We start from the raw sequence: 16,875 nt of genomic DNA on the forward strand, positions 1-16,875 counted from the left end.
GTCCTATCGGTCCCCGAAGACGGTGCGGTGCCAGTCCTTGGCCGCCACCGCGGTGTTGTCGAACATGACGTGCTTGACCTGCGTGTACTCCTCGAAGGAGTAGGCGGACATGTCCTTGCCGTAGCCGGACGCCTTGTACCCGCCGTGCGGCATCTCGCTGATGATCGGGATGTGGTCGTTGATCCACACGCAGCCCGCCTTGATCTCGCGGGTGGCGCGGTTCGCGCGGTACACGTCCCGGCTCCAGGCGGAGGCGGCGAGCCCGTACGGCGTGTCGTTGGCCAGCCGGATGCCCTCGTCGTCGGTGTCGAAGGGCAGCACGACGAGGACCGGCCCGAAGATCTCGGACTGGACGACCTCGCTGTCCTGCGCGGCGTCCGCGACGAGGGTGGGCCGGTAGTAGGCGCCGTCCTTCAGGTCGCCCTGCGGTGCCTCGCCGCCGCACACCACGCGCGCGTAGCCGCGGGCGCGCTCGACGAAGGCGGCGACGCGGTCCCGCTGGACGTGGCTGACCAGCGGGCCGAGGTCGGTGCCGGGGGCGAAGGGGTCGCCGACGCGGACGGTGTCCATGAGGGCCGCGGTCCGTTCGACGAACGCCTCGTACAGGGGCCGCTGCACGTACGCGCGCGTGGCGGCCGTGCAGTCCTGGCCGGTGTTGATGAGCGCGCCCGCGACCGCGCCGTGCACGGCGGCGTCGAGGTCGGCGTCGTCGAAGACGAGGAAGGGGGCCTTGCCGCCGAGTTCCAGGTGGAGGCGCTTGACGGTGGCGGTGGCGACCTCGGCGACGCGCTTGCCGACGGCGGTGGACCCGGTGAAGGAGGTCATGGCGACGTCGGGGTGGGCGACGAGGTGCTCACCGGCCTCCCGTCCGGTGCCGCTGACGATGTTGATCACGCCATCGGGGATGCCCGCCTCGGTCGCCGCCCGGGCGAACATCAGGGAGGTGAACGGGGTGATCTCGGCAGGCTTCAGCACGATGGTGTTGCCCGCGGCGATCGCCGGGAGGATCTTCCAGGCGGCCATCTGGAGCGGGTAGTTCCAGGGGGCGATGGAGCCCACCACACCGATCGGCTCCCGCCGTACGTACGAGGTGTGCTCGCCCGAGTACTCCCCCGCCGACTGTCCCTGGAGGTGCCGGGCGGCGCCGGCGAAGAAGGCCGCGTTGTCCACCGTGCCCGGCACGTCGAACTCACGGGTCAGCTTCAGCGGCTTCCCGCACTGCAGGGACTCGGCGCGGGCGAAGTCCTCGGCGCGGTCGGCGAGGACGGCGGCGAACCGGTGCAGGGCGTCGGAGCGCTCGCCCGGGGTGGCGCCGGCCCAGCCGGGGAACGCCTCCCGGGCGGCGGCGACGGCCGCGTCGACGTCGTCGGGGCCGGCCAGCTCGTAGGTCAGGACGGCCTCGCCGGTCGCCGGGTCGACGACGGTGTGCGTGCGTCCGGAGGTGCCCTTGGTCAGACGGCCCGCGATGTACTGGGCCCCGTCCGCGAAGCGGTCCTGGGCCGGGAATCGGTCCGGGGTGGCGTTGCCCGGGTTGTGCATGTCGGCTCTCCTCGGTCTCCCCGTGGTGGGGGCCGGCGTGGCTCAGGCTCGATGTGAGTGCCGATCCTGACAGAGCACTAGGCCTCCAACAAGTGATTCCGTTGTTGCCATTTGGTTACGCAACGGAATCTGTCGACCAGGTGTCGAGTCACCGCGGAAAAGGCCGGACGGAGTGTCCGTGGCGCGTGCCACACTCGCGTGCATGGCGAGAGTCACGGAGACAGAGCAGGTCACGGGGGTGGCGAAGGTGGGGGCGGAGCACTTCGACGGCAGAGAGACGCTGGTCGCGCGGGTCCGGGCCGGTGAGCGGATCAAATACCTCTGCTTCTGGGGACACCGGCCGCTCCCGGACGGCAGGCTCGGGCCGAGCTGTCTGAGCCAGTGGTGGCCGTCGCCGTTCACCGTCGACGGGGTGGAGTACGCGACGGCGGAGCACTGGATGATGGCCGGCAAGGCCCGGCTCTTCGGGGACGCGGAGGCCGAGCGGCGGGTGCTGGCGGCCGGTCATCCCGCCGAGGCGAAGAAGGCGGGCCGGCTGGTGCGCGGCTTCGACGAAACGGTGTGGGAGCGGGAGCGGTTCCGGATCGTGGTGGAGGGCAGCGTCCACAAGTTCGCCGCCGACCCGGCGCTGCGGGCGTTCCTGTTGAACACGGGCGAGCGGGTGCTGGTGGAGGCGAGCCCCCTCGACCGGGTGTGGGGCATCGGCCTGGCCGCGGACGACGGGGCGGCGACCGACCCGGAGCGCTGGCGGGGACCGAACCTGCTGGGCTTCGCGCTGATGGCGGCCCGGGAGCGGCTGCGCGCGAGCGGTGCGTGAGGGACGGCCCGACCAGCCGACGGAGAGGGCGTCCCCGGGACCGCCGACGGCGGGGCGGCCCCGGACCACCGGCTGAGGGGGCGGCCCGGGACCGCCGTTGAGGGGGCGGTCCCGGGCCGCCCCCTCAACGGCCTGGATCAGGCGGGTGGCACGGCCTGGATCAGGCGATGCTCATCAGGCTCGCGAAGGCGAGGAAGCCGAGCAGCGGCAGGATCACGGTGGCCGTGATGCCGAGCACGAGTCCGGCGGTCGCGGAGCCCTTGTTGGTGGCCTCGCCCCGGGTGGCCCGTCCCCGGCCGATCGCGCCGAAGATGATCGCGAGGATGCCCAGGATGACGCCGAAGAACCAGAGGAAGAAGGTCAGGCTGCACACCACGCCGATGATGCCGAGGACCAGCCCCGTGGTGCCCATGCCGTTGCTCGGCTGCGGCGGCATGGCGTAGCCCGGAGCCTGCGGATAGCCCACCGGCGGGGCGGCCGGGTATCCCGCCCCGGCGTTCGGATAGCCGTACCCGGGTGTGCCGGGCGCGGACTGCGGGTACGCGTAGCCGCCGGCCGGCGGCTGTCCCGGCTGCGGCGGTGGCCCGTACCCCTCGGGTCCGGGATTGGTGTGCGACATGAAGTGCTCTCCCCTCGTTGGCGCTTGACATCGTAGAGGCAACCCCGCGGGGAGGAACTCAGCTTTCCGCGGTCACGGCGACCGGCGCGGGGCGCGGGGCCCCGTAGTAAGGGTCGTCGTAGCCCGAATCCTCGTTGATCGCGGCGGTGATCCCGATGGCGAGCAGCACGATCACGGCCACCCCGAGGACGATGCCGACGATGCCCATGACGAACCCGGCCTGCGCCTGCCCGTGGTTGTCGGCCAGGCCGCTCTCCGCCTTGCGGCGGCCCTTGATGCCGAAGACCACGGCGAGGACGCCGAGCACCAGGGAGACCACGCCGTACAGGCAGAACAGGGCGCAGGCGAGGATGCCCAGCACCATCGACGCGGTGCCCAGCCCGTTCTGCGGGGGCGCCTGCATGCCCGGCCAGACGTAGCCCGGGCCGTATCCGGGGTAGCCGTACCCTCCGGGGACCCCGGCGCCCCCGGAGGCACCGGGGTGGCCGTACCCGTCCGGGACGCCCGGGCCGCCGGGCGCGATCGGCGGCGGGGGCACCGCGGCGTCGGAGGGGTCGAACCCGGCGCCGGGCATCGACGTGACCGTGGCCTGGTCGTGGACGCCCGCCGGCGGCGGCCAGGGCGGCGGCGCGTCCGAGGCGGGAGGTGGCCCGAGCGGGTCCCGCGGCTGTGCCGGGCCCGCGCCCTTGTCCAGGGAGGGCCCGCTGCCCGGAGGCGCCCAGGGGTCGCGGTCGCCGGGGGATTCCCCGTCCGGCCGTATCTCGTCCGTCATGTCCTGTCCCCCCGGGTCGTTCGTGCCCGCCATGCTACGGTCCCGGGCCGCCGGCCGTCAGACCGGCCTACGATGATCCCCGAACGACCGATCAGCCGATCACCCGCGTCCCACCGCCGCCTCGTCCGGGGCCGGGGCGCCGCCCTGGGGAGAAACCTTGACCGAGCACCTCGTCGAACCCGACGTCCCGCGCGACCTGCACGCCTTCATCGCCGGACTGCCGAAGGCCGAACTGCACGTCCACCACGTCGGCTCCGCCTCCCCGCGCATCGTCTCCGAACTGGCCGCGCGGCACGCCGACTCCAAGGTCCCCACCGACCCCGAAGCCCTGGTCGACTACTTCACCTTCACGGACTTCGCGCACTTCATCGACGTGTACCTGTCCGTGGTCGACCTGATCCGCACCCCGGAGGACGTCCGGCTGCTCACCTTCGAGGTGGCTCGGGACATGGCCCGCCAGCAGGTGCGGTACGCCGAGCTGACCATCACGCCGTTCTCCTCCACCCGGCGCGGCATCGACGAGGGCGCCTTCATGGAGGCGATCGAGGACGCCCGCAAGGCCGCCGAGGCCGAGTTCGGGACCGTGCTGCGCTGGTGCTTCGACATCCCCGGCGAGGCCGGTCTGGAGTCCGCCGAGGAGACGACGCGGCTGGCCACCGACGACCGGTTGCGCCCCGAGGGCCTGGTCTCCTTCGGTCTCGGCGGGCCGGAGATCGGCGTGGGCCGCCCCCAGTTCAAGCCGTACTTCGACCGGGCCATCGCCGCGGGCCTGCACTCGGTGCCGCACGCCGGCGAGACCACCGGACCGCAGACCGTGTGGGACGCCCTCACCGACCTGCGCGCCGAACGCATCGGGCACGGCACCAGTTCCGCCCAGGACCCGAGGCTCCTCGCCCACCTCGCCGAGCGGCGCATCCCGCTGGAGGTGTGCCCGACCTCGAACATCGCCACCCGCGCGGTGCGCACCCTGGACGAGCACCCGATCAGGGAGTTCGCCCGCGCCGGGGTCCTGGTGACGATCAACTCCGACGACCCGCCGATGTTCGGCACCGACCTCAACAACGAGTACGCCGTCGCCGCGCGGCTCCTCGGCCTCGACGAACGAGGCCTGGCCGACCTGGCGAAGAACGGGGTCGAGGCCTCCTTCCTCGACGCGCCGGGCAAGGCGCGGATCACCGCCGAGATCGACACGTACACCGCCGCCTGGCTCGCCTCCTGAGAGTTGCCGCCACCATGGACACCCCGCGCGCCCTGACCGCCGTCGCCCACCGCGGCGATCCCTACCGGCACCGCGAGAACACCCTCGACTCGCTGCGTTCCGCCCTGGACCGGGGCGCGGACGCGGTCGAGACCGACGTGCGGCTGACCCGGGACGGCGTGCCGGTACTGCTGCACGACGAGACGCTCAAGCGGCTGTGGCAGCACGACCGGCCGCTCCGCTCCCTGTCGGCCGAGGAGGTGCGCGGGCTGACGGCGGGCCGGGTGCCGACGCTCGCCGAGGCGCTCGCCGCGACCGGGGACGGCCGGCTGATGCTCGACCTGCCCGGCGGACCGGGTGAGCGGGCGGTGCGGCGCGTGGTGGACGTGGTGCGCGAGTGCGGGGCGCGGGACCGCGTGTACTACACCGCGGGCGCCGCCGCCATGCTCGCCGTGCGCGCCGCCGACCCCGCCGCCGAGATCGCGCTGACCTGGACCACGGCGGCCCCGCCCCGGCCCGCGCTGCTGGCGGCGGTGCGGCCGCGGTGGCTCAACTACCGGTTCGGCCTGGTGAACCGGTCCCTGGCCGAGCGGGTCCACGCCGACGGTCTCCTGCTGTCCGTGTGGACGCCTGACACCCGCCGCACCATGCGCCGGCTGCGTGACCTGGGCGTCGACTCGATCACCACCAACCGCATCGACGTCCTGTGCGCGCTGCGCGACCGGGCGCGCCGCCTCCCGTAGGGGGCACCCCGCACAACTCCCTTCACTCGTAGGGGTGTTCCCCGACCCCTTGGCCGGGGTGCGGGCCCTCCTCGCCGACGATCCGGTGCGCCGCGCGGCGCGGTGAGGATGATCGACGACCGTCCGCCCCTGAACCTGGAGTCGTCGATGCCGTCGATGCGTGTCCGTACCTCCTCCGTCCTCGCCGCTTCCCTGGTGCTCGCGTTGGCCGCCGGGCCACTGGCGGCCCCCGCGTTCGCGGCGCCGTCCACCGCGACGGCCGGCCCGCACCGGCCGGACGCCCCGGACGTGCCCGACGCGAAGGCCCTGCGCGCGGCCCTCGCCATGGTCCCGGGAGAGGACGCCACGGCCGCTCTCGTACGGGTCGGGCACCGGGACGCCGACTGGCACGGCACTGCGGGGGTGCGCGACCTGGACAGTGGCCGGCCGGCCCGCCCGGACGCCCTCTTCCGCGCCGGTTCGGTCACCAAGGTCGTCACGGCCGCCACCGTCCTGCGGCTCGCGGCCCAGGGCGACATCGACCTGGACGCGCCGGTGCAGGGCTATCTGCCCGGCCTGTTCACCCCGGCCTTCGACAAGCCGATCAGCGTCCGCAACCTGCTCAACCACACCAGCGGCATCAAGGCGGGCGACGGACTCGGCGACGACTTCGCCGAGCTGTACGCGCACCGCTTCGACACGCTCACCCCGCGCCGGGACGTGGCGTCGGCGATCGTGAAGGGACCGGAGTTCGACCCGGGCGACCGGCAGCACTACCTCAACGTCAACTACACGATCCTCGGTTTCCTGATCGAGAAGGTGACGGGACGCTCCTACGCCGCCGAGGCCACGCGCCTGGTCCTGCGCCCGGCCGGGATGCGGCACACGTACTTCCCGGGCACCGACCCGCGCATCCGGGGCCCGCACAACCGGGGGTACCAGGCGGTGGAGCGGCCGGGCGGGACGACGGAGCTGCTCGACGTGACCGAGTGGAACCAGGCGGACCGCTGGGCGGCCGGCGACATGATCTCGACGACGGCCGACCTGGAACGGCTGCTCACCCGGCTGTTCCGGGGCCGCATCGTGCCCGAGCCGCAGCTGGAGGAGATGTTCACGACCCCGCCGAACCTGCCGGACGCGACCCGCAGCGCGGGACTGGAGTACAAGAAGGTGGGCGACCAGGTCTTCTGGGGCAAGTCGGGCTCGCGCTACGGCTACAGCGCGCTCGTCGGCGGCACCCGTGACCTCTCCCGCACCCTGGTGTATTCGGTCAACTCCACCGACGCCAAGGACGCGGAGCCCGACCCGGTGCTCGACGCGATCACCGCGGCCGCGCTGAAGTAGCCCCGCCCCGCGCCGGTCTCCCGTCCGCCGCCGCCCCGCGTCAGCGCCCCGTCAGCCGCCGCGCCGCTCCGTGCGCCACGAACGTCGCCGCTCCCGCGAAGCCCAGCGCCACGGCGAGGTCGCGCGGGCGGGTGGCGCGCAGGACGCCGGCGCGGCGCAGACGGCGGCGGGCCCAGAGGGTGAAGGGGACCACGACCAGCGGCGAGGTGACCGACCCGGGCGTGTAGCCGCGCACCAGTCCCGCCTGGGCGAGATGGACGAGGCCGTGCAGGCCGAAGGCGTTGAGCGCGGTCTGGTACGCGGCCGAGCGGCCGCCGGTCAGCCGCCCCGCGGCGGACGCGGCGGCCACCACCGCGGCCATCGCGCCGACCGCCATCGCGAACTCCCGCCCGTCCACCGACCCGGCCCGCCGCCACACGGCCTCCGGCACGGCCGGGTACCGCTCGCGCAGCGCCGGAAGGTGGCGTCGCCACCAGCCCGGCACGGTCGCCAGCTCTTCGAGGTCGTGGAGGGCCCAGGCGGCCAGCAGGCCCAGGGTGACCGCGCCCTCGATCCGTTCATCACGCGATGAATTCAGCACATGATCAGTCTGCTACACGCCGACGATCCCGTTCCACCGCTTCGCGAACTCCGTCCGGTCCGCCGCCGGGATGTCCCGGGCGATCGCGAGCCGTTCGCGCATCGCCGCGTCCGGGAAGATCAGCGGGTCCTCGGCCAGGGCGGCGGTCTCCTCGTCGTCGGAGGAGGCGAGCACGTCCCGGGCGGCGGGGACGGGGCAGACGTAGTTGACCCAGGCGGCCAGCTCGGCGGCGACCTCGGGCCGGTAGTAGTGGTCGATCAGCCGCTCGGCGTTGGCCTTGTGCCGGGCCAGGTCGGGGATCATGAGGGACTCGGCCCACAGTTCGGCGCCCTCCTCCGGCACCACGAACTCGATGTCCGGGTCGTCCGCCTGGAGCTGGATCACGTCGCCGGAGTAGGCCTGGCAGGCGAGGACGTCTCCACTGGAGAGGTCCTTGATGTAGTCGTTGCCGGTGAAGCGGCGGATCTGGCCGTGGGCGACCTGCTTCTCCACCTGGTCGCAGATCCGGTGGAAGTCGTCCGTCCTCCACCGGGTGATGTCCACTCCGTTGCCCTGCATGAGCAGCGCGAACGCCTCGTCCATGCCCGACAGCAGGGTGACCCGGCCCTTGAGGTCGGCGGCCCACAGGTCGGACACCCGCCGGATCTCCCGGCCGAGCCTGCGCCGGTTGTACGCGATGCCGGTGATGCCCGACTGCCACGGCACGGTGAACTTCCGGCCGGGGTCGAAGGCGGGCGAACGCAGCAGCGGGTCGAGCTACTTGGCGACGTTCGGCTGCTGGGAGCGGTCCATCTCCTGCACCCAGCCCAGCCGTACGAAGCGTCCGCACATCCAGTCACTGATGACGATCAGGTCGCGGTCGGTGGGCTGGTGGTTCATCAGGGACGGGCTGATCTTGCCGAAGAACTCGTCGTTGTCGTTGATCTCCTCGATGTAGTCGACGGAGATGCCCGACTCCTTCTCGAACGCCGCAAGCGTGGGCCGCCGGCTCGGGTGCTCGTCGTCGGTGTCGATGTACAGCGGCCAGTTGGCCCAGGTCAGCCGCCGCTCGGTGGCGGACCGGTCGGTCGTGGACCGGTCGCCGGGCGCGACGTACGCGGCGGGGACACCGCAGCCGGCCAGGGCACCGAGGGCGGCGGTGCCGCCCAGGCCGCGCAGCAGCGTACGACGGGAGAGCGAGGGCGTCCTCGGGAGCAGGGGCATGGCCGCAGGATGCCGGGCGCGCACACACGCGGGCAATCGACGCTGCGTCGAGCGGGCCCGGCCAGGCCCGACACCCTGTCGAGCGCCGGAGTCCCCCACCGCACGGGGCGCGCAGGACGCCGCGGACGGAGACCCGGCACGCATCACGGTCCCGCACGAGGGCGGGCACACACCGCGGGCCTCGTACCCGGGCCCGGCACGCACCGCGGCCCCGCCCGAGGGCCCGGCACGCACCGCGGCCCCGGACGGAGGCTCAGGCCTGCGTCCGGGGCCGCGCACCCGTGTGGGGGTTCGTCACGCGTCCAGCGACGTCATCACGTGCTTGATCCGCGTGTAGTCGTCGAAGCCGTACCCCGACAGGTCCTTGCCGTAGCCGGACTTCTTGAAGCCGCCGTGCGGCATCTCGGCGACCAGCGGGATGTGGGTGTTGATCCACACGCAGCCGAAGTCCAGCTTCTTGGACATCCGCATCGCGCGGCCGTGGTCCTTGGTCCACACCGAGGAGGCCAGCGCGTACTCGACGCCGTTGGCCCACTCGACGGCCTGGTCCTCGTCACGGAAGGACTGGACGGTGATGACCGGGCCGAAGACCTCCTGCTGGATGATCTCGTCGTCCTGCTTGAGGCCGGAGACGACGGTCGGCGCGTAGAAGTAGCCCTTGTCGCCGACCCGGTGGCCGCCCGCCTCGACCTTGGCGTGGGCGGGCAGGCGCTCGATGAACCCGGAGACCTGCTTGAGCTGGTTGGGGTTGTTGAGCGGGCCGTAGGCCACGTCCTCGTCGTCGGGCTGCCCGGTCTTGGTCTCGGACGCGGCCTTGGCGAGGGCGCGGACGAACTCGTCGTGGACCGACTCGTGGACCAGGACGCGGGTGGCCGCCGTACAGTCCTGCCCGGCGTTGAAGTAACCCGCCTCCGAGATGCCCTCGACGGCCTTGGGGATGTCGCTGTCCTCGAAGACGACGACCGGCGCCTTGCCGCCCAGCTCCAGGTGGACCCGCTTGAGATCCTTGGCGGCCGACTCGGCGACGGACATGCCGGCCCGCACCGAGCCGGTGATGGAGGCCATCGCCGGGGTCTCGTGCTCGACCATCAGGCGGCCGGTGTCGCGGTCGCCGCAGACGACGTTGAAGACGCCCTTGGGCACGATCGAGCCGATGATGTCGGCCATCAGGGCCGTGGAGGCGGGGGTGGTGTCCGAGGGCTTGAGGACGACCGTGTTGCCCGCGGCGAGCGCCGGGGCGAACTTCCACACGGCCATCATCATCGGGTAGTTCCACGGCGCGACCTGCGCGCAGACGCCGATGGGCTCGCGGCGCACGAAGGAGGTCAGCCCCTCCATGTACTCACCGGCGCCGCGTCCTTCGAGCATCCGCGCCGCGCCCGCGAAGAAGCGGATCTGGTCGACCATCGGCGGGATCTCCTCGGAGCGGGTCAGCCCGATCGGCTTGCCCGTGTTCTCCACCTCGGCCGCGATCAGTTCCTCGGCCCGCTCCTCGAACGCGTCCGCGATCTTCAGCAGGGCCTTCTGCCGCTCGGCCGGGGTGGTGTCGCGCCACGCCGGGAAGGCCGCCGCCGCGGCCGCCATCGCGGCGTCCACGTCCGCCTGCCCGGACAGGGGGGCGGTCGCGTAAGCCTCGCCCGTGGCGGGGTTGACCACTTCGGTGGTCCGTCCGTCGGCGGCGTCCCGGAACTCACCGTCGATGTAATTGCGCAGACGACGCAGCTCGGTGCTCACTGCCGGCCCTCCAAATTCGCTGTCCAGTGACTGAGACACCCACCCTAGACGGAGTCCCGACGTTTTCAACACCCCCACCGGGCCCCGGGGTGCGATATCCGCAGATTGGGACTCGCCAAACAACGAATTTCATCGATCCGGCCTTGCGAAACTGTCGATACGTCGTGCACAGTGAAGCCGTGGCCAGTCGAAGCGCAGACCAGAAGGACTCCCGCGAGTCCAGGAACGGCGGTCCCCAGTTGGACGCCGTCTCCCTCGCCATCATCGAGCAGCTCCAGGAGGACGGCCGCCGGCCGTACGCCGCCATCGGCAAGGCCGTGGGCCTGTCGGAGGCGGCCGTGCGCCAGCGCGTCCAGAAGCTCCTCGACCAGGGCGTGATGCAGATCGTCGCCGTCACGGACCCGCTCACGGTGGGCTTCCGGCGCCAGGCGATGGTCGGTGTCAACGTCGAGGGCGACGTGGAGTCCGTCGCCGACGCGCTGACGGCCATGTCCGAGTGCGAGTACGTGGTGATGACCGCGGGCTCGTTCGACCTGATGGTGGAGGTCGTCTGCGAGGACGACGACCACCTCCTGGAGGTCATCAACCGACGCATCCGGGCGGTGCCCGGCGTGCGCTCCACCGAGAGCTTCGTCTACATGAAGCTCAAGAAGCAGACCTATATGTGGGGAACCCGATAATCGTGAGCACCGACAGCCCCAAGGACCTCAGCAGGACCGCCTACGACCACCTGTGGATGCACTTCACCCGCATGTCGTCGTACGAGAACGCCCCCGTCCCCACCATCGTCCGCGGTGAGGGCACCCACATCTACGACGACAAGGGCAAGCGCTACCTCGACGGTCTCGCCGGCCTCTTCGTGGTCCAGGCCGGACACGGCCGCCAGGAGCTCGCGGAGACCGCCTCGAAGCAGGCGCAGGAGCTCGCCTTCTTCCCGGTGTGGTCCTACGCCCACCCCAAGGCCGTCGAGCTGGCCGAGCGCCTGGCGAACGAGGCCCCCGGCGACCTCAACAAGGTCTTCTTCACCACCGGCGGCGGCGAGGCGGTCGAGACCGCCTGGAAGCTCGCCAAGCAGTACTTCAAGCTGACCGGCAAGCCGACCAAGTACAAGGTCATCTCCCGCGCGGTGGCCTACCACGGCACCCCGCAGGGCGCCCTGTCCATCACCGGCCTGCCCGCCCTGAAGGCCCCCTTCGAGCCGCTCGTCCCGGGCGCCCACAAGGTGCCGAACACCAACATCTACCGCGCCCCGATCCACGGTGACGACCCCGAGGCCTACGGCCGCTGGGCCGCCGACCAGATCGAGCAGCAGATCCTCTTCGAGGGCCCGGACACCGTCGCCGCGGTCTTCCTCGAGCCCGTGCAGAACGCCGGCGGCTGCTTCCCGCCGCCGCCCGGCTACTTCCAGCGGGTGCGCGAGATCTGCGACCAGTACGACGTGCTGCTCGTCTCGGACGAGGTCATCTGTGCCTTCGGCCGCCTGGGCACGACCTTCGCCTGTGACAAGTTCGGCTACGTACCGGACATGATCACCTGCGCCAAGGGCATGACCTCGGGCTACTCCCCGATCGGCGCGTGCATCGTCTCCGACCGTCTGGCCGAGCCGTTCTACCAGGGCGACAACACCTTCCTGCACGGCTACACCTTCGGCGGCCACCCGGTCTCCGCCGCGGTCGGCATCGCCAACCTCGACCTGTTCGAGCGCGAGGGCCTCAACCAGCACGTGCTGGACAACGAGGGCGCCTTCCGCGCCACCCTGGAGAAGCTGCACGACCTGCCGATCGTCGGCGACGTCCGCGGCAACGGCTTCTTCTACGGCATCGAGCTGGTCAAGGACAAGCACACCAAGGAGTCCTTCACCGACGAGGAGACCGAGCGCGTCCTGTACGGCTTCCTCTCCAAGAAGCTCTTCGAGAACGGCCTGTACTGCCGTGCCGACGACCGCGGCGACCCGGTCATCCAGCTCGCCCCGCCGCTGATCTCCAACCAGGAGACCTTCGACGAGATCGAGCAGATCCTGCGCGCCACGCTGACGGAGGCGTGGACGAAGCTCTGATCCTCCGTCCGATCGCCCCGGTCAGACCCCCGGTCCGATCGCACCGGCCGATCACCGGTCGTCCTGTCGGATGATCATCACGGCCCCGGTGCCGCCCGTTCGAGTGAGACACGGCGGCCCGGGGCGTCGTGCTGTCCGGCCCGTGCGCGGGGACTGCTTAGCGTGCCCAGTGACCGATCGGCCCCGTCTTCGTTCCCCCGGAAGGGGGACGACCCGACCGGGGAAATACGGATCAGAACCGAGGTGTACGCCCATGGAGGCTCCGCCGGACAACGACGTGCTCTGGGCCCGCGCCCTGCACTTCCAGCACCACGACGGCTCCCCCGCGCTGCAAGGCGTGTCGCTCGGCGTGCGCGAGGGCGAGATCCTCGCCGTGAGCGGCCCGCGCGGCAGCGGCAAGACCACGCTGCTGCGCTGTCTGTCCGGCCTGGTCAAGCCGCAGGACGGCGAGGTGTGGTTCAACAGCGTGCCGGTGCACACCATGGGTCCCCTCAGCCGCGAACGGCTGCGCCGCGACCGCTTCGGCTGGATCGACCCCGCCCCGGCGCTCGTCCCGGAGCTGAACGCCTGGGAGAACGCCGCGCTCCCCCTCATGCTGCGCGGCACCGGCCGGCGCCGGGCCAAGACCGCGGCCCTGGAGTGGCTGGACCGCCTCGACGTCGGCGGCAAGGCCCGCAGGCGCCCGCACGAACTCCAGCAGGCCGAGCGGCAGCGCGTCTGCATCGCCCGCGCGCTCGCCGTCGCCCCGACGGTCCTCTTCGCCGACGAGCCGACGGCCCCCCTGCACCGTGCCGACCGCGCCCACGTGCTGCGGACGCTCACCACGGCCGCCCGCTCGCACGGCATCACCGTGCTGCTCGCCACGCACGACGCGCAGACCGCCGCCCTGGCCGACCGCTCGGTGGCGCTGCTCGACGGACGGCGGGTGCGGACCGTGCACCTCCCCCCGCTCGCCGAGACCACGGTGGCCACGGGTGCCGCCGGGACTCCCGGAACGGAAGGCCGGGCGGCGTGCTCGCTCTCCGCCTGACCCGCACCGCCCATCTCGCCGTCCACCTGCGCCGCCTGCTGGTCGCGGTGGCCTCGGCGGGCACGGGCTTCCTGCTGCTGTGCGCCCTCGGCCACGCGCTGAGCCACCCGGACGCGCCCGGCGCCTCGGCCCTCCGCCTGGCCTGGTGCGCGGCGCCGCTCGCCGCCGCGGTGTACCTCGCGGTCGCCGTGGCCCGCACCGATCCCGGCACCCGGCCGCGCTCGGGACTGTCGGCGATCGGTCTGGGTCCCGGCCGGCTGATGGCCGTCTCGGCGACGACGACGGCCCTGTCCGCCGCGCTCGGCTCCGTGGCGGCCCTGCTCGCCTTCCTCCACCTGCGCGGTGACCTGACCGGCGGCCGGCCCTCCGGCCGCGTGGCGGCCGACGCCCTGGCCGTCGGCCAGTCCCTCCCGGCCCCGGCCGCCCTGACCCTGCTGGTCCTCGTACCGGCCGTCGCCTCGGCCGCGGTCGCCCACACGCTGCGCCCCCGCGACCCCCGGCCCGCCACCGGCGCACCCCGCGGCTACGGCCGGTTCGGCGCGTACGGCTGGGGCAAGGCCCGCGAGACCTTCGGCGCCTACGGCCGCTTCGGCGCCCGCACCGCCCCGGCCGCCGTGACCGCGAACGCCCACACCGCCCTAGCCGCGGACGCTCAGGCCGCCGCAGCCGCGGGCAGTCGTGCCGCCGGGGCGGCACGGGTGGGCGCGGGCGGCGCCCTGCTCACGCAGGCGGGTGACCCCCATCCCTCCGCCCCGGCGGACGGCGCCACGCACGCGCCGGCCGCCACCGCCCCGTCGGCCCCGGCGGACGCCATCCCGCAGACGCCGGGCGCGCGCCCCGACCCGGCCCCCCGCCCCCAGAGCCTCACCGCCCTCCCCTGGGGCATCGCCGTACTCGCCGCGGGCCTCACCGTCGAGACCTACACCGGCAACGCGTCCGCCGCCCCCGCACCCGGCACCGCCCCCTCCGCCGGCGTCCTGATCGGCTGGGCCCTCACGGCCCTGGGTCTCGCCCTGGCCGGGCCGGGCCTCACCCACTGGTGCGGCCGCCTGCTCCAGGCCGCCCGGCCCGGCGCGCTGCGCCTGCTGTCCGGTCGCGTCCTCATGGAGGAGTCGCACCGCGTCGGCCGCCCCCTCGGCGTCGTGGCCGCCGTCGCCGCCGCGGCCTACGTGGCCGCCACGGTGTACGACGGGGACGGGCCGGCCTTCGGCCCGCTCGCCGGACTGGGCGCCCTCCTCGTGGCCGGCTGCACGGTGGCCACCCTCCTGACCGCCGCCGTCGAGGCCAAGCACGCCCGGGCCGACACCACGGACGCCCTGCTGCGGCTGGGCGCGCCCCCGGCGACCCTGCGCGCCGCCGCCGCCGTGCGCGCCGCCGCCCTGCTCGCCCTGTTCGGTCCGCTGACCCTGCTCGTCGCGGTGCTCGCGGCGCTGCCGCTGGACCACTGAGCGGCGCGAAACTCTTTTCGGGAAAGTCCGCCGAGCGCCGATGACTTCCGGAGCCGTCCCCCGTCTACCTCTTCGAACGGCACGACATCGGCAGCACCTCGAACGGGAGAGACCCCCATGTACCAGCAGATGATCTTCGTGAACCTGGCCACCGGCGACCTCGACGCCGCCAAGAAGTTCTTCACCGGACTGGGCTGGGAACTCAACGCCCAGTTCAGCGACGACTCCACCGCCTCGTTCCCGGTGAGCGACACCATCGTCGTGATGGTCCACACGCCGCAGAAGTACCGCCAGTTCACGAAGAAGGACATCGCCGACTCGACGCAGTCCAGCGAGGTGCTGATCGCACTGAGCGCCGAGAGCCGCGAGAAGGTCGACGAGCTGGTGGAGAAGGCGGTCGCGGCCGGCGGTTCGGTCTCCGGCGAGACCCAGGACCACGGCTTCATGTACGGCCGGGCCTTCGACGACGTCGACGGCCACACCTTCGAGGTCGTGTGGATGGACCCGGCGGCGGTCCAGGGCTGACCGGGGCGCATGCCTAGCATGGGCGGGTGGATCCGATACCCGCCCAGCGCAGGGCCCGGCCAGAGCACGGGCCGCTGTCCCAGTTCCAGTCCCACCACGCCTCCCACGACCGCGAGATCGAGAGCCTCGACGCATTCGACGCCGTCGTCTCGGCGCACGGCTCCCTCGCCCGTCACCGCGTCCAGGCCGTCGACCTGACGGGCCGTACGGACGTCCTGCTCGCCACGGACACCGAGGGGGCCGTCTTCCTCGGCTGCCCGATGGACCCGGGTGCCGCCGCCCGGGTGCGCGCCGCCGGCGCCCTGGTCTTCCCGCCCGTACCGGGCCTCCCGTTCGACCCCTACCGGGGCCACGTCTACTCCCCCGGCGAGCTGTTCGCCCGTCTCGGCGAGGGCTACCCGGCGACACCGGACGCCCTGGCCTACGACTGGTTCCAGCAGACCAGGGCCGACGGGGACGTGTTCGCCTCCATGCTGCGCGCCATTCACGACGACTCGGTCTCGGACGCCCTGGACGAACTCGTCGCCGGGGACCGGGTGGTGGGCGTCATGGGCGGCCACGCCATGGCCCGGGGCACCGTGGAGTACGCGGGGGCCGCGCGCCTGGGCCGTGAACTGGCCCGCGCCGGGCTCACGGTGGCAACGGGCGGCGGCCCGGGCGCGATGGAGGCGGCCAACCTCGGGGCGTACGCCGCCCCCTTCGCGGACGGCATGCTGGACGACGCCCTGACGCTGCTCGCCAAGGTCACCTCGTTCACACCGTCGGTCACCGACTGGGCGCGGGCCGCGTTCGAGGTGCGCGAACGCTGGCCCGGCGGCGGGGCGTCGGTCGGCATCCCAACCTGGTTCTACGGCCACGAGCCGCCCAACGCCTTCGCCGCGCACATCGCCAAGTACTTCGCCAACGCCACCCGCGAGGACGGCCTGCTGGCCCGCTCCACCGCGGGCGTGGTGTTCCTGCCGGGCGCGGCCGGCACCCTGCAGGAGATCTTCGACAACGCGACGCCCAACTACTACGAGTCGCGCGGCGAACCCACCCCGATGGTGCTCGTGGACCGGGAGCACTGGACCAGGACGCTGCCCGCGTGGCCGCTGCTGCGGTCGCTCGCCAAGGGGCGGGCGATGGAGTCCCGGATCGCGTTGGTCGACCGGATCGAGGAGGCGCCCGAGGCGCTGAAACGCGTCGGCGGTTAATAAGAAGGCAAAGTCAACGTCCGTGGCGGGCATATGCGTTGACACTTCTTACGCGCCGCTTATAGACCTGTGAGGCTCATGGGTGTGCTGATGCC

General features: G+C 72.7%; 15 protein-coding genes and 1 pseudogene. 10 read left to right on the plus strand and 6 right to left on the minus strand.

What is annotated here, in order from left to right; all coding sequences use genetic code 11:
• Nucleotides 1-3 precede the first annotated feature (3 nt).
• Entirely contained in the window at nucleotides 4-1,539 is a 1,536-nt protein-coding gene (locus tag EV562_RS26770) for a gamma-aminobutyraldehyde dehydrogenase (protein ID WP_133889434.1), read from the minus strand.
• A 202-nt stretch (nucleotides 1,540-1,741) separates the two neighbouring features.
• Between EV562_RS26770 and EV562_RS26775 the strand changes: the two genes are divergently transcribed.
• Nucleotides 1,742-2,356: an NADAR family protein gene (locus EV562_RS26775; RefSeq protein ID WP_208298430.1), complete on the plus strand. Its 615-nt coding sequence runs from the start codon at nucleotides 1,742-1,744 to the stop codon at nucleotides 2,354-2,356.
• A gap of 160 nt (nucleotides 2,357-2,516) precedes the next feature.
• On the opposite strand, the gene EV562_RS26780 is transcribed toward EV562_RS26775, so the two are convergent.
• Both EV562_RS26780 and EV562_RS26785 read right to left on the minus strand, forming a co-directional pair.
• Nucleotides 2,517-2,975 carry a DUF4190 domain-containing protein gene (locus EV562_RS26780; protein ID WP_133889436.1) on the minus strand — a complete coding sequence of 153 codons (459 nt, stop codon included), beginning with the start codon at nucleotides 2,973-2,975 and terminating at the stop codon, nucleotides 2,517-2,519.
• 58 nt (nucleotides 2,976-3,033) lie between these two features.
• The gene (locus EV562_RS26785) at nucleotides 3,034-3,747 is read right to left on the minus strand and encodes a DUF4190 domain-containing protein (RefSeq protein WP_133889599.1); all 714 of its coding nucleotides are present in this window, start codon (nucleotides 3,745-3,747) and stop codon (nucleotides 3,034-3,036) included.
• 157 nt (nucleotides 3,748-3,904) lie between these two features.
• On the opposite strand from EV562_RS26785, the gene EV562_RS26790 reads away from it, so the two are divergent.
• The 3 genes from EV562_RS26790 (at nucleotide 3,905) to EV562_RS26800 (ending at nucleotide 7,011) form a co-directional block, all read left to right on the plus strand.
• The gene (locus EV562_RS26790) at nucleotides 3,905-4,966 is read left to right on the plus strand and encodes an adenosine deaminase (protein WP_133889437.1); all 1,062 of its coding nucleotides are present in this window, start codon (nucleotides 3,905-3,907) and stop codon (nucleotides 4,964-4,966) included.
• Nucleotides 4,967-4,980: 14 nt separating this feature from the next.
• On the plus strand, nucleotides 4,981-5,688 hold the full coding sequence (locus EV562_RS26795; protein WP_133889438.1) for a glycerophosphodiester phosphodiesterase family protein: 708 nt from the start codon (nucleotides 4,981-4,983) through the stop codon (nucleotides 5,686-5,688).
• Nucleotides 5,689-5,844: 156 nt separating this feature from the next.
• Entirely contained in the window at nucleotides 5,845-7,011 is a 1,167-nt protein-coding gene (locus EV562_RS26800; RefSeq protein ID WP_133889600.1) for a serine hydrolase domain-containing protein, read from the plus strand.
• A 40-nt stretch (nucleotides 7,012-7,051) separates the two neighbouring features.
• On the opposite strand, the gene EV562_RS26805 is transcribed toward EV562_RS26800, so the two are convergent.
• From EV562_RS26805 to EV562_RS26815, 3 genes and pseudogenes are all read right to left on the minus strand, one after another.
• Nucleotides 7,052-7,591 carry an HXXEE domain-containing protein gene (locus EV562_RS26805; protein WP_133889439.1) on the minus strand — a complete coding sequence of 180 codons (540 nt, stop codon included), beginning with the start codon at nucleotides 7,589-7,591 and terminating at the stop codon, nucleotides 7,052-7,054.
• A 12-nt stretch (nucleotides 7,592-7,603) separates the two neighbouring features.
• Nucleotides 7,604-8,794, minus strand: a pseudogene (locus EV562_RS26810) (extracellular solute-binding protein).
• 294 nt (nucleotides 8,795-9,088) lie between these two features.
• Nucleotides 9,089-10,528, minus strand: coding sequence for a gamma-aminobutyraldehyde dehydrogenase (locus EV562_RS26815; protein WP_133889440.1), 1,440 nt, complete (start codon nucleotides 10,526-10,528; stop codon nucleotides 9,089-9,091).
• A 164-nt stretch (nucleotides 10,529-10,692) separates the two neighbouring features.
• Here EV562_RS26815 and EV562_RS26820 point away from each other — a divergent pair, with 164 nt between their 5' ends.
• The 6 genes from EV562_RS26820 to EV562_RS26845 all read left to right on the plus strand — a co-directional run bounded on the left by EV562_RS26820 (nucleotide 10,693) and on the right by EV562_RS26845 (nucleotide 16,780).
• A complete protein-coding gene (locus tag EV562_RS26820; protein WP_133889441.1) occupies nucleotides 10,693-11,208 on the plus strand; it encodes an Lrp/AsnC family transcriptional regulator in 516 nt (171 codons plus the stop codon).
• A 2-nt stretch (nucleotides 11,209-11,210) separates the two neighbouring features.
• Complete coding sequence (locus tag EV562_RS26825; protein WP_133889442.1) at nucleotides 11,211-12,584, plus strand: aspartate aminotransferase family protein; 1,374 nt, start codon at nucleotides 11,211-11,213, stop codon at nucleotides 12,582-12,584.
• A gap of 253 nt (nucleotides 12,585-12,837) precedes the next feature.
• A complete protein-coding gene (locus EV562_RS26830) occupies nucleotides 12,838-13,614 on the plus strand; it encodes an ATP-binding cassette domain-containing protein (RefSeq protein WP_133889443.1) in 777 nt (258 codons plus the stop codon).
• The gene (locus tag EV562_RS26835; RefSeq protein ID WP_133889444.1) at nucleotides 13,596-15,062 is read left to right on the plus strand and encodes a hypothetical protein; all 1,467 of its coding nucleotides are present in this window, start codon (nucleotides 13,596-13,598) and stop codon (nucleotides 15,060-15,062) included. The genes EV562_RS26830 and EV562_RS26835 overlap by 19 nt, the downstream gene beginning before the upstream one ends.
• A 117-nt stretch (nucleotides 15,063-15,179) precedes the next feature.
• A complete protein-coding gene (locus EV562_RS26840) occupies nucleotides 15,180-15,587 on the plus strand; it encodes a VOC family protein (protein ID WP_133889445.1) in 408 nt (135 codons plus the stop codon).
• Between the two features lie 74 nt (nucleotides 15,588-15,661).
• Nucleotides 15,662-16,780 (plus strand): LOG family protein, encoded by a 1,119-nt coding sequence (locus EV562_RS26845; RefSeq protein ID WP_166662022.1) that lies wholly within the window; start codon nucleotides 15,662-15,664, stop codon nucleotides 16,778-16,780.
• Nucleotides 16,781-16,875 lie beyond the last annotated feature (95 nt).

The organism is Streptomyces sp. BK208, assembly GCF_004364245.1.
Lineage (GTDB): Bacteria > Actinomycetota > Actinomycetes > Streptomycetales > Streptomycetaceae > Streptomyces.

What these genes read in the sequence shown, in the direction of transcription:
- EV562_RS26785 (WP_133889599.1), bottom strand. Translation starts at nt 3,747, where the DNA reads ATGACGGACGAGATACGGCCGGACGGGGAATCCCCCGGCGACCGCGAC.
- EV562_RS26830 (WP_133889443.1), top strand. Translation starts at nt 12,838, where the DNA reads ATGGAGGCTCCGCCGGACAACGACGTGCTCTGGGCCCGCGCCCTGCAC.
- EV562_RS26800 (WP_133889600.1), top strand. Translation starts at nt 5,845, where the DNA reads ATGCGTGTCCGTACCTCCTCCGTCCTCGCCGCTTCCCTGGTGCTCGCG.
- EV562_RS26770 (WP_133889434.1), bottom strand. Translation starts at nt 1,539, where the DNA reads ATGCACAACCCGGGCAACGCCACCCCGGACCGATTCCCGGCCCAGGAC.
- EV562_RS26780 (WP_133889436.1), bottom strand. Translation starts at nt 2,975, where the DNA reads ATGTCGCACACCAATCCCGGACCCGAGGGGTACGGGCCACCGCCGCAG.
- EV562_RS26775 (WP_208298430.1), top strand. Translation starts at nt 1,742, where the DNA reads ATGGCGAGAGTCACGGAGACAGAGCAGGTCACGGGGGTGGCGAAGGTG.
- EV562_RS26840 (WP_133889445.1), top strand. Translation starts at nt 15,180, where the DNA reads ATGTACCAGCAGATGATCTTCGTGAACCTGGCCACCGGCGACCTCGAC.
- EV562_RS26795 (WP_133889438.1), top strand. Translation starts at nt 4,981, where the DNA reads ATGGACACCCCGCGCGCCCTGACCGCCGTCGCCCACCGCGGCGATCCC.